A 15044-nucleotide genomic window follows, 5' to 3' on the forward strand; every position below is an offset into this window, starting at 1 on the left:
GGATCCGGGAACTGATTCTTAAAACGGTTGACCTGCGCCCCTCTGCTATCATAGACCGCCTTTCCCTGCGAACACCGTTTTACAGACACACTGCAAGCTATGGTCACTTTGGCTCAAATACTGCGGAATTACCTTGGGAACAGACAAACTTGCCGCAGCTTTGGCAGGATATCATCTGATTTCGTGATAGAAGATCCTAATAGCCGGATTGCCCCAAGGGTTTCATTGGGCAGTCCGGCTATCTGTGTTATGGAGGGGTCAAAGTCCTGTCGGTTTAAAATGAAAAGGGGGACTTATTCTGGACTTTGAAAGAATCCTGCAAATGACGACAAGTGAGCGTAATCTGGCGCTCTTACAGGACGAGGCTTTCGTGGATGATGTGACAGAGTTTCTCGCAATCCGTCAGTTGTACAATGCTGCAATTAAGCAAGTAAGGACCAAACTTGAGATTCTTAATGATGGATTCCAAGTAGAGCACTGCCACAATCCTATCCACCATATTGAATGTAGGCTGAAGTCTCCAGGAAGTATGCTCGAAAAGCTCAGACGAAAAGGATACCCCATAGAAATGCAATCCCTTCGTGAGGGTATTCTTGATATTGCTGGAGTTCGGGTCGTGTGCAATTACCTAAATGATGTAAATCTAGTCGCTGACCTGCTCCTTTCTCAAGATGACATTCGTTTGCTTAAGAAAAAGGACTTTATTTCTAATCCAAAGCCAAACGGATACCGGAGTCTCCACCTAATTGTTTCAGTTCCCATTTTCTTGGCGGGGACAACAGAACACATTCCTGTTGAGATCCAAATACGGACAATTGCTATGGACTATTGGGCGAGTTTAGAGCATCACCTAAAATACAAGACTGAAAACGATGTGTCAGATTCCCTTAAATGTCGTCTGAAACATGATGCAGATTTGCTGTCTGCAATTGATGCCGATCTGCAAGATATTTTTTGTCAAATGAATGCTTAGTCTGCTCTACATTCAGATTGGCAGTATAGACGGAAGAGTTGGCTGATATGTCAGCTCATGTAGTAAATTACGATGCGAAATCACACTTTTTATATATAAAAAGATTGTCTATGAGGTACGTGACCTTCACGCAACCATGAGAATATTGACAACCCAAGGAGGTATTTTTGTGTATCTGAACAATCGGATTAAAGCTGCAAAAATTGGCTATATCATGATTTCCATTCTACTTTGTGTATTGGGGATTGTACTGATTGCTGTGCCTGATTTCTCGGTGACGCTGCTATGCAGGCTCGGCGGAGGAATCATGGTTCTATTCGGCCTGGTAAAGATCGTCGGCTATTGTTCCAAAGACTTATACAGGCTGGCATTTCAATTTGATCTGGCCTTTGGCATTCTGCTCGTGGCACTTGGCGTCATTCTGATCATCCGTACAGATGCAATGGTTAATCTTATCTGCATTGTTATGGGCATCTGTGTTCTGGCAGACGCGCTCCTCAAAATACAGATTTCCATTGATTCCAAAGCCTTTGGCATTCCAAAGTGGTGGCTGATTCTCGCTGTGGCAATTCTGACAGGGGCTGCCGGTTTCCTGCTGGTCTTACGCCCATCGGAAAGCGCCCAGGTCGTGATGATCTTGCTGGGGGTGACGCTCATAACCGAAGGTGTGCTAAATCTGATCACCATTCTGACCGCCGTTAAGATCATTCGTCACCAGCTGCCGGAGGTCATCGATGCCGAATATTGCCAGATAGACCCTAACAGAGAGGATATGTAATCATCTATGTGTTTTTCAAAGGCGGTTGTAAAATACCGCATACCGATCTTAATTCTAACCGTTTTGCTGATGATTCCGGCAGTGATTGGCATTGCAAATACCAGAATCAATTATGACATGCTGAATTACTTGCCGGAGGATATGGGTACCATCATCGGGCAGAATGAACTCATGGAGGATTTTGGGAAGGGCGCTTTTTCCTTCATTATCGTGGAGGATATGCCGAACAAGGATGTAGCTGCTCTGAAGGCAAAAATTGAGCAGGTCGATCATGTGGATACCGTGATCTGGTATGACACCCTGTTTGACCTTTCCGTCCCCATGGAGCTGCTGCCGGATAAAATCTACACGGAATTCAATACCGACCATTCCACAATGATGGCCGTGTTCTTTGACAGCTCCACCTCCGCGGATATTACCATGGATGCGATCCGGGAGATCCGCGCCCTCTGCGGAAAGCAGTGCTATGTTTCCGGAATGTCTGCGCTGGTCACCGATCTGAAGGACCTCTGCGAACAGGAAGAGCCGATCTATGTGGGCATTGCCGTGGCTCTGGCCTGCGGGGCTATGCTGCTGTTCCTGGATAGCTGGCTGGTGCCCTTTGTGTTCTTAGCTTCCATTGGTATGATGATCCTTCTGAATCTTGGATCCAATATTTTTATGGGCGAGATTTCCTATATTACCAGGGCCCTGTCCGCTGTTTTGCAGTTGGCCGTCACTATGGACTACTCCATCTTCCTATGGGAGAGTTACAACGAGCAGCGGGTAAATTACAGCGATAACAAGGAAGCCATGGCAGTGGCTATCCAGAAAATGCTGACCAGCGTAGTTGGCAGTTCCATTACCACTGTGGCAGGATTTATTTCCCTGTGCTTCATGTCCTTTACCATGGGCCGGGATTTGGGCATTGTCATGGCAAAGGGCGTCCTGCTGGGCGTCATTGGCTGTGTGACTGTTCTGCCGGCCCTGATCCTGATTCTGGATAAGCCCTTACAGAAAACAAAGCACAAGGCATTGATTCCCAACATGGGCAAATTCGCAAAAGGCATTGTCAAGGTGTTTCCCGTGATTCTGGTCATCTTCGCTTTGCTGGTTCCGCCTGCCTATTACGGATACAGCAAAACCAACGATGAAGTTTATTACGATATGGGCCAGTGCCTGCCCGAAGATATGGAATATGTCATCGCCAACAGTAAGCTTGCGGAGGATTTCAACATCGCCTCTACCCACATGCTGCTGATTGACACGGATGTTCCCACGAAGAATGTCCGCAAGATGATCGGCGAGATGGAACAGGTGGACGGTGTCAAATATGTTCTGGGTTTGGAGTCAGTGGTCGGCTCCCGTGTGCCGGAGGAAATCCTGCCGAATTCCGTTGTGGAGATTTTGAAAAGCGACAAATGGGAACTGATGCTCATCAACTCGGAATATAAAGTTGCCAGTGACGAAGTAAACGAGCAGATTACACAGCTGAACGCCATTCTCAAGAGATATGACGAGGGCGGTATGCTGATTGGAGAAGCTCCGTGTATGAAAGACATGATCGAAACCACTGCCCATGACTTTAAGGTTGTCAACGCGGTATCGATTCTTGCCATCTTCCTCATTATTGCCCTGGTGGAAAAGAGCGTCTTCCTTCCGTTTATTCTGATTGCGGTCATTGAGTTTGCTATCTTTATCAACCTGGGATTGCCCCATTATTTAGGACAGAGTCTGCCGTTCATCGCGCCGATCTGTATCAGCACCATCCAGCTTGGCGCGACCGTGGATTACGCAATCCTGACGACCACCCGCTATAAAGCCGAGCGAGTCGCTGGCGCGCAGAAGAAACAGGCCGTGTGGACGGCGCTTACCGCGTCCATTCCGTCCATCATTATATCCGGCATGGGCCTGTTTGCTGCGACCTTTGGTGTCGCACTTTACATTGCCAGATAAAAGAAGCGAAACTATTCCTTTTATACGGAGTATCACTTCCGAAAGGAATATATGAGTGTTGGAAATTTCTTTCTGAAACACTCCTACCAAAGGCTTTTTATCATAAAGAGAAAGGAACACTCCCCTATGAAAATCGAAACAAGAAAAGTAATGAAATTATCGGGAATTGCCATTGCTGCAACGGCAGTAGCATCTGCCACCGCCTATCTGACAACACGGCTTCTGACCAGAGAGGCTTTGGATCGGGACGAACCCAGGGTATTTCAAAAAGCGGGCAATCTGATTTCCGGCACCCAATCCGGCAATGCGTTTCAGGAGGAATTGCGAAAAGCGGCTGAAAAGCTGGCGCAGAAAGAAAATGAAACGGTGGAGATCACCGGTCATGATGGGGTGCCTCTGGTAGGGCACTGGATTCCCTGTGAGAATGCGAAGCGAGTCATCATTGCCATGCACGGCTGGCGCTCTGCGTGGTACAAAGACTTTGGGATGGTGTCCAATTTCTGGGAGAGAAATGGATGCAGCGTCCTGTATGCAGAACAGCGGGGTCAGGGAAATAGCGGCGGTGATTTCATTGGCTTTGGCCCAATCGAACGCTATGACTGCCTGGACTGGATTCACTGGGTCAGTAAGCGATGCGGCACGGAACTCCCCATTTACCTTTGCGGCGTATCCATGGGTGCAACCACGGTTTTGATGGCGGCAGGGCTGGATCTGCCGGAAAATGTCCACGGAATTATGGCGGACTGCGGCTTTACTTCGCCCCACGCCATTTGGAAGCATGTTGCCAATAACAATCTGCACATTCCCTTCCGGCTTCGCGGCATTCTGGCAGATACGCTGTATGAACGGAAAACCCAGTCGGACGCTGCATACGAGTCTACCGTTGACGCGCTGCGCCACTGCCGCATTCCCGTCATGTTGGTACATGGAGCCGATGACCATTTCGTTCCACTGGAAATGACCTATGAGAACTATGCTGCCTGTGCATCCCCCAAGAAGCTGTTTATTGTACCTGGCGCGGATCATGGTATGAGCTACTTCATGGACAAGGAAGGCTATGAAGCTGCCGGACTGGATTTCTGGCGGCAGTATGATTGATATTGCCCTATGAAGAAAGAGAAAGCTGCTGCGCAGCAAATGAATCGGGAAGCCGCTCAGCGCTATCAGGCAGATATTTCCAGCGGTCTGTCTCAAGAACAGGTGCAGGAACGGATCGATAGTGGCTGGACGAACGAAATGGTTACGGAAGAGTCGAAAACCGTGGGGCAGATCATAAAAGGCAATCTGCTCACTTACTTCAACCTGATTTTTGCCATACTCGCGATTCTGGTTGTTGCGGCAGGCTCTTTTCGCAGTCTGACCTTCCTGCCGGTAGTCATTGCCAACCTGTTTATCGGTATCCTTCCTTATGGATGAGAACGGACAGATCAAGCAGGTCATTCCCAGCAGGGAGGACTCTTTGGACAGGCTCATGGATGATAATGTAGAGCAGTTCGCAGACCGACACGAGAGTGTTGAGGACATGGTGTTACGCAGGATTTCTATTGAGTGGCTGTATAAAGCGCTTGATACACTCACGGAAAGGGAAAGAAAGCTGATAGAAGGCCATCTACAAGGACAACGCCGACACCATCATCGGCAACATGGATTCCTCCATTTTCCTGGGCGGCAAGGAGCCGACCACGCTCAAGGAGCTGGAGGCCGTGCTGGGTAAGGAGACCATCGACACCTACAACACCGGCGAAAGCGTGGGCGGGAGACTTCCCACTCGCTCAACTATCAAAAATTGGGGAAGGCGCTGATGAGCCAGGATGAGCTGACCGTCATGGACGGCGGCAAGTGCATCCTCCAGCTGCGCGGGGTGCGGCCTTTCCTGTCGGACAAGTACGACATCACCCAGCACCCCAACTACAAGTACACCGCTGACGCCGACCCGAAGAACGCCTTTGACATCGAAGGCTACCTCAAGGCCCGGCTGAAGCTCAAACCCAACCAGGTCTGCGACGTGTATGAGATCGACGCCGCAGCTGGCGAATGATGTTCCGCTGTGAAAGGAGTGATCGTATCTACCCGCCACCACCGCCCCGAAGGGGCCATCGGCGTACAAAGCGGACGATCTCTACAAAATAATGAAAAAAGGAGGAAGGCCGGAGTCAGCCAGCCCGGAAACCGGGCGGCGGATGGTCCGGCTTTTGTATGCCTATGAACCATGACTAATCAATCTTTTTCAAATGATTCCGGCCAACTTTATTTATGGAATTTTTCAATCAGGCAATCACCGTTCTCCAGACCCTCGTTATCGCCCTCGGTGCCGGTCTCGGCGTGTGGGGCGTCATCAACCTGCTGGAAGGTTACGGCAACGACAACCCCGGTGCCAATGCTCATGTGCCATAAAGTAACACAAAAAGCAACAGACAGCCTCCACAATTCCGTAAAGATTGATACTTGACAGTCTCCCGAAAGCTCGCTATAATAATAGACGTAAAATTTGAGTGGACTTTTCCGGATTCGGTCATCTTTTTGCCACACAACTGTCTTATGATAGTTGTGTGGCTTTTTTTGTTGCCTGCATCTCGGAAATGTTGACAGAATGGAGGATGATTTTTTATGGAAAACAACTTCTTATCTCTGATCAAGACGCGCCGTAGTGTACGGGCTTACAAACCGCAACCTGTCCCTTCCGAGGCGTTGGACGCTGTACTGGAAGCCGGGACTTATGCACCTACCGGCGGAGGACGTCAATCCCCTACCATCATTGCAATCACAGACCCCAAATACCGGCAGGAAATCGCCAGGTTAAACGCAGAAGTGATGGGGAACAATACAGACCCTTATTATGGCGCGCCTGTCGTGATTTTGGTTCTGGCAGATGGCTCCGCAAACACCTTTGTAGAGGATGGAAGCTGCGTCCTTGAAAATATGATGCTCGCCGCCCATGCTCTTGGGCTGGGAACCGTATGGGTACATCGGGAACGTGAGATTTTCGACAGTGAAAACGGTAAGGCTCTCCTGCGGGAGTGGAAGCTGCCGGAAACCTTGCGTGGCGTCGGAGCGATTGCATTGGGTTATCCAGCTAAGGAAGCCGGTCAGCCCGCAGCACGCAAACAAAACTATATTGTTCGGATTTAATAACCTGCTGTCCGGCGCAATTTTTTTGCGCCGGACACTTTGTGGAGAGGAGGGAAAGTATGCAGACCAGTAATAAAATGGCAGTTGCGCCCGTTGGAAAGCTCATTTGGCAAATGTCGATACCGCCGCTGATCTCCATGTTCCTGCAATATTCCTATAACCTGATAGACAGCGCGTTTGTAGCGCGGCTGAGTGAGAATGCGCTGACGGCTGTTTCTCTGTCATTCCCGATTACAACACTGATGAATGCGGCGTCTATCTGGATTGGTGTCGGCGTGAATGTACTGATTGCGGGGTATCTTGGACAGAAAAAGCAGGATGAAGCAAATACCACCGTCACACACGGATTGTTACTGGCCTTTGGAATAGGTGCTTTGCTCAACCTTCTGTCATTCCTGATTATGAAACCCTACTTTCGGGCATTCACCAATAATGAAGAAATCTATCAGTTGAGCATTGCCTATATGGGCGTATGTTCGTTCATGCAAATCCCCAATATGGTGCATATCGCAATCCAGAAGATGATACAGGCCACCGGGAACATGATTGCTCCCATGTGGTTTCAGATTGCGGGCGTGGTGGTCAATTTTGTATTCGATCCCATCCTGATTTTTGGTATTGGTATTTTCCCGGCTATGGGAATCCGCGGTGCTGCGGTGGCTACTGTTGCGGGCTATTTGTTGTCCATGATTTTGGCGTTTGCTTTGCTGCTGGACAAAAAGCAAAAAGTGCAGATAAAAATCAAAGGCTTTCACTTGCAGAAACAGATGATCCGCCGTATTTTTGCCTTTGGCCTGCCATCTTTTATTATGAACGCCCTCAGTTCGTTTATGGTGACGTTCGTCAATCTGTTTCTGGTGGCGTATTCTGATACGGCGATTGCATTCTTCGGTGCATATTTTAAGGTGCAGCAGTTGATTGTTATGACGGTAAATGGCTTAATCCAGGGTTGTTTGCCAGTCATGCGGTTTAACTACGGCGCAGGGAGCAGCGAACGGCTGCATTCCGCTTTCCGATACGGAACTGCTTTGGTCACCGGCATGATGATACTGGGGACGTTGGCTGTCATCCTTTTTCCGGCGCAGATTTTGGGATTGTTTACGGCATCGGAAGCCATGCGCTCCTTTGGAATATCCGCTATGCGGATTATGGCGACAAGCTATCTGTTTTGCGGTCTTTCTACTATGATTTCCACCTATTTTCAGGCCACAGAAAAAGTAGGTTCCAGCATGGCAATTCAATTATGCAGGCAACTGCTTTTCCTTGTTCCATCCTTATGGTGTCTGGACAAATTGTTCCATCTGAACGGAATCTGGCTTGCATTCCCTGTCGCGGAAACTGGCACCTTGCTTGTTGCTCTCATAATGATGGCCTGGTATCACCGTAAAAAATCATAACGTATTCTGCGAAGGAGGAATTATGAACGATACTTTCATGAAAGAAAAGCCGGTATTACCGCTGATTTTATCCATGTCCCTGCCTATGGTGTTATCCATGCTGGTCAATTCCCTCTACAACATTGTGGACAGTTTTTTCGTCGCGCAGATCAGCGAGGAGGCTATGACGGCATTATCGTTGGTTTACCCGGTTCAAAATTTTATCAATGCTGCCGGAATTGGATTTGGCGTTGGGATCAATGCAGTGATCGCCTTCTATCTGGGCGCGGGGGATCATGAAAAAACGGATCAGGCCGCCACGCAGGGACTTGTGCTTGCCGTGATTCATGGCGTTGTTATGACAGTCTGCTGTATCGCCATCATGCCGGTTTTCCTGCGGATGTTCACTTCATCCGAAGCGGTCATTGAACTTGGCGTCCGCTATTCTATCGTTGCGTTCGCCTTTACGCTCATTGTTACCGTCAGCATGGCGTTTGAGAAACTGTTCCAGGCAGTAGGAAACATGAAGACAACCATGATCAGCCTGATGTGCGGGTGCATCACAAACATCGTCTTAGACCCCGTTCTGATTTTTGGCTATGGCCCATTCCCGGAAATGGGAATTGAAGGCGCTGCGCTGGCAACCGGCATCGGACAGGCTCTGACACTGGCGATTTACCTTGTAGTCTATCTTTTGCGGCCAATTCGCGTGCATATCCGCAGGCAGTACATTTTGCCCAGCAAAAAGATGGTCATCAAGCTGTATTCTATCGGCATTCCCGCAACCCTGAATCTTGCACTTCCGTCTCTTTTGATTTCGGCGCTCAATGGGATTTTAGCTGCCTATTCCGAAGTGTATATTCTGGTTTTGGGGATCTATTACAAATTGCAGACCTTCATCTATCTTCCGGCGAATGGCATTGTGCAGGGGATGCGCCCCCTGATCGGCTATAACTACGGTGCAGGGGAGCACAAACGGGTCAGCCAGATTTATCAGATCGTTTTGTGCATGAGTGGTATCATTATGGTGCTTGGAACCGCGATATGTCTGCTGATCCCCGGCCAGCTGATAGGGCTGTTTACCCACACAGAGGCGACGATTCGGGCCGGGGAAACGGCCCTGCGTATCATCGGTGCCGGTTTTATCGTCTCGGCGGTTTCTGTTACCTCTTCCGGCGCATTGGAGGGACTTGGAAAAGGCACCCCTTCTTTACTGATTTCCCTTTGCCGGTATGTAGTAGTTATTATCCCGACTGCGTTTTTACTCAGCAGACTTTTCGGAGCGGTTGGCGTCTGGAATGCGTTTTGGATCACGGAGGTGATTACTGCGATCATTTCCATTTGTGTTTACCGCAAGGCAATAGCAAGGCCAGCCGAGCCAGTCAACGGTCAAGATGAACAGCGCATACGCGCCGCCGTTGACAGCCCCGCCCGCCTTTGCAGATAGGCAATCAAGGGGCGACAGCAAGGAGTGCTGCCGCCCCGCACTATTATTCAGAGAGGGGGAATTTCCATGACCGACTTTGAAGCCTATCAGGAGTACATCCAGCGCAAGCACAACGCCTTTTGTAAGGCAGTAATCCGCTATGCTGCCCGCGATAAGATTTTGCAGCTTCGCCGGAAATGGGAGCGGCAAATTTCCCTTGACTATCTGATGGACGAGAAGTTTGTCCAGTTTGCCGGGCCGGAGCCGGACGAGGAATACCCCTTTACCGTCTGCGGCCAGACCGTCCTGCTCTGTAACGCCGATCTTGCCGCCGCGCTCTCCGCCCAGCCAAAGCAGACACAGGAAGTGATTTTGCGCTACTACTTCCTGCGCCAGCCGCAGCGAGTGATCGGCGCACATATCGGCCGGACGCGCAGCACAGCGGGGCGGCATATCCAGCTTGCCTTGCGGCGGCTGCGCGAGGAAATGGAGGCGTGCCGGTATGAGTAAGTTGCTCCCTTATGAAACAATCGTCAAAGCCCATGAGGGCGACCCGGAAGCCGTGAACGCCGTCCTGCGCCACTACGCCGGATATATCCGCTATTTCTCCAAAGTGAACGGACAGGTCAATGCCGAGGTGGAGGACTATGTGAAACAGCGACTAATTGACTGCCAATTCAAGTTCCGGTTTGACTATCCGCCGGACGAGCCATAAAAACTGAATACCTGCCGCCTACTGGCGGCCAGCGAAAGCAGTAAGTCTTGAAAAAGATTTGCTGCTTTTTTTGTTTGACCGGTTCTGTTTTCGGCCATTTTGACCCTTTCAAGTTGGAGTAGTAAGTGAGGGAGAAATTTTTGCCCCGGCGTTTGGCATTCTTGATTATTGTCCGTGGTAGAGGGCAAAGAGAAATTTTGAAAAATCCCCGTCCAGCGGGTAGCTGGTAGCCTTTCAAAAGTATCTTTGGCGAAAGGAAAAAAGACCGCCCACAGCGGGCCGCAAGCCCTGTCCTGTCCGTTCTATGTACGGGAAAACCAGAAAGGAGGCCATCGAGGCGTCCATTTCGAAACATTACCGGGACAACCGGCTGGAGAGAGACGCGGTGCCCCAGGTGATCGAGCAGTTCGGTTACACCCGCACCCTCTATGTGCTGGCAAACACGGTACAACAAAAAGATTGGGACGGTCGGTTCAGCCCGGCCAATAAGGCGTGGGCCAAGACCGTGGACATCCCGCCCAACCCGGACGGCTTCGGCGGAGACCGCAACCTGGACTTCGTGGTGGACAGCCACTCCGGCCTGGTCGATCTGTTTTTGAGCCAGGCGCGGCAGGATTATCTGCGTCTCCAACCGCTGACGCCGGATGAGATTCACACTGAGGCCGCCCGGCTGTTGCAGGAACTTCGTGCGCCGGATACGCCCAACAGCCCCCACGGCACCCATTACATGGCCCGCGTCTCGCCGGACTTTCTGGCCCGCGCAGGCACCCAGGCCCATGACCGGCTGATGGCGCTGCTGCCGTTCCGCAGCCTGGCGATCACCGGCATGAAGGACCTGCCCGGCACCTATGTCACCATTCTGGCCAGCGAGGATCGTTCCAAAGAGCTGCGCCAGCGCCGCCCTTCGGTCCGCCGCCAGCTGAAGCAGGAGCCGTGTTCCGCTGAAAAGAAAGCGCCCGTTCGTAAGAAAAAGGAGCCGGAGCGGTGAGCGCCCCCAAGCGCAAACGGGAGGTGCAGCTGAACTTCCGGGTCTCGCCGGAGGAACTGGCGCTGATCGAGCAGAAGATGGCCCAGCTGGGGACAAAGAACCGGGAAGCCTATCTGCGCAAGATGGCCCTGGACGGCTATGTGGTGCGTCTGGAACTGCCGGAGCTGAAGGAGATGGTGTCTCTGATGCGCTATTCCAGCAACAACCTGAACCAGCTGGCCCGCCGCGTGCATGAAACAGGGCGCATTTATGACGCTGACCTGGAGGATATATCCCGGAGGCAGGAGGCTTTGTGGGATGGGGTGCATCGGATATTGACCCAGCTGGCAAAGCTGTCGTGACAGGGGCATACGCCCCGGCTTTGAGGGAGGTCCGGCGTGTGCGTGCGGCTGCGCCGGGCCTCCCTCTTTTTTTCTTTGCCCGTATCGTTGCACTTTTACAAACCACAAGCGATAATATCATCAGAAACGGAGGTGAAGGCTGATGTTGACATTTGAAAATATCTTGGAGTTGTTTCAAGAGTATCTGCTGCGTGACCCGGAGGAAGAAGTCCTTCCGTGCAAACGCGGCTATGTCCGATTGACCTGGAACAAGGATTCCCGCTACTGCGTGGACGGCATCCTCTGCCAGACCCCGGAGGAACTGTTTGACCTGCTGCTCACGGATTACCAGGACTTTGAATTGCTCCGCCGGACGAAAGGCCGCCGGGAGGTTACAGAGGCCGATGAAAAAGCCGTGGAGAAGCTGTGCCAGCCCTACCTGGACTGGCGGAAGGGGGCGCTGAAATGAAAGCGGTATGGTTTATCTTGAAACTGGGGCTGAAAATCCTTGCCGCGCCATTGGTGCTGGCGCTGGCCCTGTTCACATGGGTATGCTTCGGCCTGCTGTATGTGTCCAGCTTCATCTTCGGCTTGGCCTCCACGGTGGTGGCGCTGCTGGGGGTCGCGGTGCTGGTGACCTACTCGCCGCAAAACGGCGTGATCCTGTTGGTGATTGCTTTCCTGGTCAGCCCGCTGGGCCTGCCGATGGCTGCCGCCTGGCTGGTGGGCAAGGTGCAGGACCTGCGGTATGCGATCCAGTACGCGGTGTATGGCTGAACAGGAAATGAAGAATTGCCGGGAGTGAAGTCCCGGCAATTTTTGACTTTACTTTTGTGCTAATTTTGTAGATCAGATTAGTGCGAAAGGAAAGTTTGGCTCTATTGTGACGGCGCAAAGCAAGTAAGACGTTGCCTCGTGTTTTTGGCGTTTTACTTTCCGCGAGAAATAGGATATACTGATAAATAAGAGCAAACCGGCAGCATGGTATGCCGATGAAATAAGGAGGGATTCTATGGCGAACCAACTGACGCCGAACAATCCGTTGGTCCAGGAAATCCGGGAGCTGGTGAAAAACGCAAGAACCACTGTGGCACAACAGGTCAACACCCAACTTTTGTCCACTTACTGGCAGATTGGCCGTGCGATTGTGGAATACGAGCAGCAAAACCAGCTCCGGGCCGAATACGGCAAGCAGACATTGAAGGAGTTGGCAAAGGAGCTGACGCAGGAATTGGGAAAAGGCTTCTCACGGTCAAATCTCCAAAATATGAGGGCCTTTTATCTGGCGTATGAAAAATGCCAGACAGTGTCTGGCAAATTGTCCTGGTCCCACTATTGCGAACTTTTAAGCATTTCTGATGCAAATAAACGCAGCTTTTACGAAAAGGAGGCTGTCAATTCCAACTGGTCTGTCCGCGAACTGAAGCGTCAGATCGACAGCTCCCTTTATGAGCGCCTGCTGCTGTCCAACGGAGACGCCAATAAAGAAAAGGTCCTTTCTCTGGCGCAGAAAGGAATTGAGATCAACCAGCCAGCCGACATTATCCGCGATCCGTATGTATTTGAATTTTTGGGTGTGCCGGAAAACAAGCCCATGTTGGAAAGCGACTTGGAGAAGGCTCTGGTAGCGCAGATCGAAAAGTTCCTGCTGGAGCTGGGGCGCGGTTTTATGTTTGTGGGAACACAGCAGCGGGTTACATTAAACAATACCCACTATTATGTGGACATGGTGTTCTACAACAAAATCTTGCGGGCGTATGTTTTGATTGAGCTGAAAACCACAAAACTGACGCCGGAAGCTGCCGGACAGCTCAATATGTATCTGAACTACTATGCCGCCGAAGTCAACGACCCCGATGACAACCCGCCTATCGGCATCATTCTCTGCACCGAGAAAGATAGTGTGGCGGCGGAATATGCGTTGGGCGGTCTTTCCAACAACATTTTTGCATCCCGCTATGTTCTCTATATGCCGGACAAGGAGCAGCTGATCGCCCAGGTGGAAGCTGTCTTGAAAAACTGGCATGAGAAAAATGATGGTTCTGCCCATGAATGAGAAAGAGCTGATTGGGAAAGTTCATTCGTCGGTCTACCACCAATGCCAGCGGCGAGGTTACGCCGCCCCGGTAGATGTGTTGATGGACATTGGCGTCCTGCCAAAGCAAAAGTATGAGGATTGGCGGTTCGGCAAGGTAGATTACCTGGAACGGGTCTGCACGGTCAATTTGCGAAAGCTGTCTTTCATCATGCACCAGATGCGGGTGTACGCGCAGAAAACTGGCTTAAAGCCTTCTTTCTGTTACTACAAGCGATGGGGCGTGAAGAAGAAAACCGGCCAGGGGCATAAGCCGGTTATCCCGCTGCGGTTCAGCAAAAGCGGTAACCCGGAAGTTGAAAAGTGGTATGCGACCCACTTTGTAGACAGCAAGCGGATTGCAGAACTGAAAACGCAGCAGCAATCGAATATAGACCAAGTTCAATGAAACAAGGACAGCTTTTACAGAGCCGTCCTTTTTCTTTTGCCTGTTGCTATCTTAATTTTTGAGGAAGGAGGGCACCCACATGGCCACCACCCGTATCATGCCGTTGCACGCCGGCAAGGGCCGCACGGTCGGCAAGGCCATCAGCGACATCATCGACTATGAGAAAACGAAATGGACGATTGCGCATCTGAAATGGCTGAAGCCGTTGGAGGTGTCTGCATTATACAGGGAGACACTGGATGAGTACATGGCAACCTATGACGAGCAGACCGCAAAGATCGAGCGTTTTGACAAGCGTATAGAGGAACTGGCGTCTCAGGAAAGGTATCAGGAAAAAGTAAAGAAGCTGAACTGTTTCCTAGGGATCAAGACGCATACGGCATTGTCACTGATTGTGGAGACGGGGGATTTTGAACGGTTCGCGAAAGGGAATATATATGCAGCGTACCTTGGCCTTGCGCCGGGCGAAAAATCCAGCAGCGATAATATCAACCGTCTGGGAATCACGAAAGCGGGCAACCGTCATCTGAGACTTCTTCTGATCGAAGCGTCAGGAGGGATATGTAAAGGTGCAGTGGGTCATAAATCCAAGGATCTGAGGCAGAGACAGTGTGGAAATCCAGCAGAAGTGATCGCATACGCAGACAAGGCAAACACGCGTTTAAGGAGCCGGTATTATAAATTTATCCGGCATGGGAAAAAGAGGAATGTGGCTGTAGCAGCGATTGCGAGGGAACTGGCATGTTTTATCTGGGGGATGATGACGGGGAACATTCGTATGCAGAAGGCGGCTTAATACATCATGTGCCCTTGCCAGTCAAGAGTGCTGGGCACCGCGGAAGCGGCATATGCTCTTGACAGCCAAGAGGCCCTGATGTGATGGGCATCCAAGCAGAAATCAGCATCTAAAAGCAGATTTCT

Annotated in this window: 19 protein-coding genes and 1 pseudogene; all 20 read left to right on the forward strand. The window is 50.9% G+C overall.

Annotation, left to right across the window (positions count from 1 at the left end; genetic code table 11):
- The first annotated feature begins 14 nt into the window (after window positions 1-14).
- The 20 genes and pseudogenes from HNP82_RS18850 to HNP82_RS16485 all read left to right on the forward strand — a co-directional run bounded on the left by HNP82_RS18850 (window position 15) and on the right by HNP82_RS16485 (window position 14919).
- Window positions 15-179 carry a methionine adenosyltransferase domain-containing protein gene (locus HNP82_RS18850; protein WP_408609668.1) on the forward strand — a complete coding sequence of 55 codons (165 nt, stop codon included), beginning with the start codon at window positions 15-17 and terminating at the stop codon, window positions 177-179.
- A gap of 191 nt (window positions 180-370) precedes the next feature.
- Window positions 371-973 (forward strand): GTP pyrophosphokinase, encoded by a 603-nt coding sequence (locus tag HNP82_RS16395; RefSeq protein ID WP_330599683.1) that lies wholly within the window; start codon window positions 371-373, stop codon window positions 971-973.
- A 169-nt stretch (window positions 974-1142) separates the two neighbouring features.
- Window positions 1143-1751 carry an HdeD family acid-resistance protein gene (locus tag HNP82_RS16400; RefSeq protein WP_330599684.1) on the forward strand — a complete coding sequence of 203 codons (609 nt, stop codon included), beginning with the start codon at window positions 1143-1145 and terminating at the stop codon, window positions 1749-1751.
- A gap of 6 nt (window positions 1752-1757) precedes the next feature.
- The gene (locus HNP82_RS16405) at window positions 1758-3686 is read left to right on the forward strand and encodes an efflux RND transporter permease subunit (protein WP_183776464.1); all 1929 of its coding nucleotides are present in this window, start codon (window positions 1758-1760) and stop codon (window positions 3684-3686) included.
- A gap of 126 nt (window positions 3687-3812) precedes the next feature.
- A complete protein-coding gene (locus HNP82_RS16410) occupies window positions 3813-4784 on the forward strand; it encodes an alpha/beta hydrolase (RefSeq protein WP_183776465.1) in 972 nt (323 codons plus the stop codon).
- Between the two features lie 9 nt (window positions 4785-4793).
- On the forward strand, window positions 4794-5102 hold the full coding sequence (locus tag HNP82_RS16415) for a cation-transporting P-type ATPase (protein WP_183776466.1): 309 nt from the start codon (window positions 4794-4796) through the stop codon (window positions 5100-5102).
- Window positions 5103-5287: 185 nt separating this feature from the next.
- A pseudogene (locus HNP82_RS16420) lies at window positions 5288-5724 on the forward strand (TraM recognition domain-containing protein); the annotation flags it as partial.
- A gap of 215 nt (window positions 5725-5939) precedes the next feature.
- Complete coding sequence (locus HNP82_RS16425) at window positions 5940-6080, forward strand: Maff2 family mobile element protein (RefSeq protein ID WP_076944450.1); 141 nt, start codon at window positions 5940-5942, stop codon at window positions 6078-6080.
- Between the two features lie 213 nt (window positions 6081-6293).
- On the forward strand, window positions 6294-6815 hold the full coding sequence (locus HNP82_RS16430) for a nitroreductase (protein WP_183776467.1): 522 nt from the start codon (window positions 6294-6296) through the stop codon (window positions 6813-6815).
- A 59-nt stretch (window positions 6816-6874) separates the two neighbouring features.
- Window positions 6875-8212 (forward strand): MATE family efflux transporter, encoded by a 1338-nt coding sequence (locus tag HNP82_RS16435; protein WP_015573791.1) that lies wholly within the window; start codon window positions 6875-6877, stop codon window positions 8210-8212.
- Between the two features lie 22 nt (window positions 8213-8234).
- Entirely contained in the window at window positions 8235-9638 is a 1404-nt protein-coding gene (locus HNP82_RS16440; protein ID WP_183776468.1) for an MATE family efflux transporter, read from the forward strand.
- Between the two features lie 66 nt (window positions 9639-9704).
- Window positions 9705-10127, forward strand: coding sequence for an RNA polymerase sigma factor (locus tag HNP82_RS16445; protein ID WP_183776470.1), 423 nt, complete (start codon window positions 9705-9707; stop codon window positions 10125-10127).
- The gene (locus tag HNP82_RS16450) at window positions 10120-10332 is read left to right on the forward strand and encodes a helix-turn-helix domain-containing protein (protein ID WP_183776472.1); all 213 of its coding nucleotides are present in this window, start codon (window positions 10120-10122) and stop codon (window positions 10330-10332) included. The genes HNP82_RS16445 and HNP82_RS16450 overlap by 8 nt, the downstream gene beginning before the upstream one ends.
- A 304-nt stretch (window positions 10333-10636) precedes the next feature.
- A complete protein-coding gene (locus tag HNP82_RS16455; RefSeq protein ID WP_243164826.1) occupies window positions 10637-11320 on the forward strand; it encodes a DUF3849 domain-containing protein in 684 nt (227 codons plus the stop codon).
- A complete protein-coding gene (locus HNP82_RS16460; protein ID WP_183776474.1) occupies window positions 11317-11661 on the forward strand; it encodes a plasmid mobilization protein in 345 nt (114 codons plus the stop codon). Before HNP82_RS16455 ends, HNP82_RS16460 begins: the two co-directional genes overlap by 4 nt.
- A gap of 142 nt (window positions 11662-11803) precedes the next feature.
- A complete protein-coding gene (locus HNP82_RS16465; RefSeq protein WP_087384196.1) occupies window positions 11804-12109 on the forward strand; it encodes a hypothetical protein in 306 nt (101 codons plus the stop codon).
- Window positions 12106-12417 carry a CD1845 family protein gene (locus HNP82_RS16470; protein ID WP_183776476.1) on the forward strand — a complete coding sequence of 104 codons (312 nt, stop codon included), beginning with the start codon at window positions 12106-12108 and terminating at the stop codon, window positions 12415-12417. Before HNP82_RS16465 ends, HNP82_RS16470 begins: the two co-directional genes overlap by 4 nt.
- 235 nt (window positions 12418-12652) lie before the next feature.
- On the forward strand, window positions 12653-13696 hold the full coding sequence (locus HNP82_RS16475; RefSeq protein ID WP_183776478.1) for a PDDEXK nuclease domain-containing protein: 1044 nt from the start codon (window positions 12653-12655) through the stop codon (window positions 13694-13696).
- Window positions 13689-14123 (forward strand): hypothetical protein, encoded by a 435-nt coding sequence (locus HNP82_RS16480; protein ID WP_183776480.1) that lies wholly within the window; start codon window positions 13689-13691, stop codon window positions 14121-14123. The genes HNP82_RS16475 and HNP82_RS16480 overlap by 8 nt, the downstream gene beginning before the upstream one ends.
- Window positions 14124-14370: 247 nt before the next feature.
- A complete protein-coding gene (locus HNP82_RS16485; protein ID WP_243164828.1) occupies window positions 14371-14919 on the forward strand; it encodes a transposase in 549 nt (182 codons plus the stop codon).
- The last annotated feature ends 125 nt before the right edge of the window (window positions 14920-15044 follow it).

It is taken from the genome of Catenibacillus scindens (assembly GCF_014202115.1).
Lineage (GTDB): Bacteria > Bacillota > Clostridia > Lachnospirales > Lachnospiraceae > Catenibacillus > Catenibacillus scindens.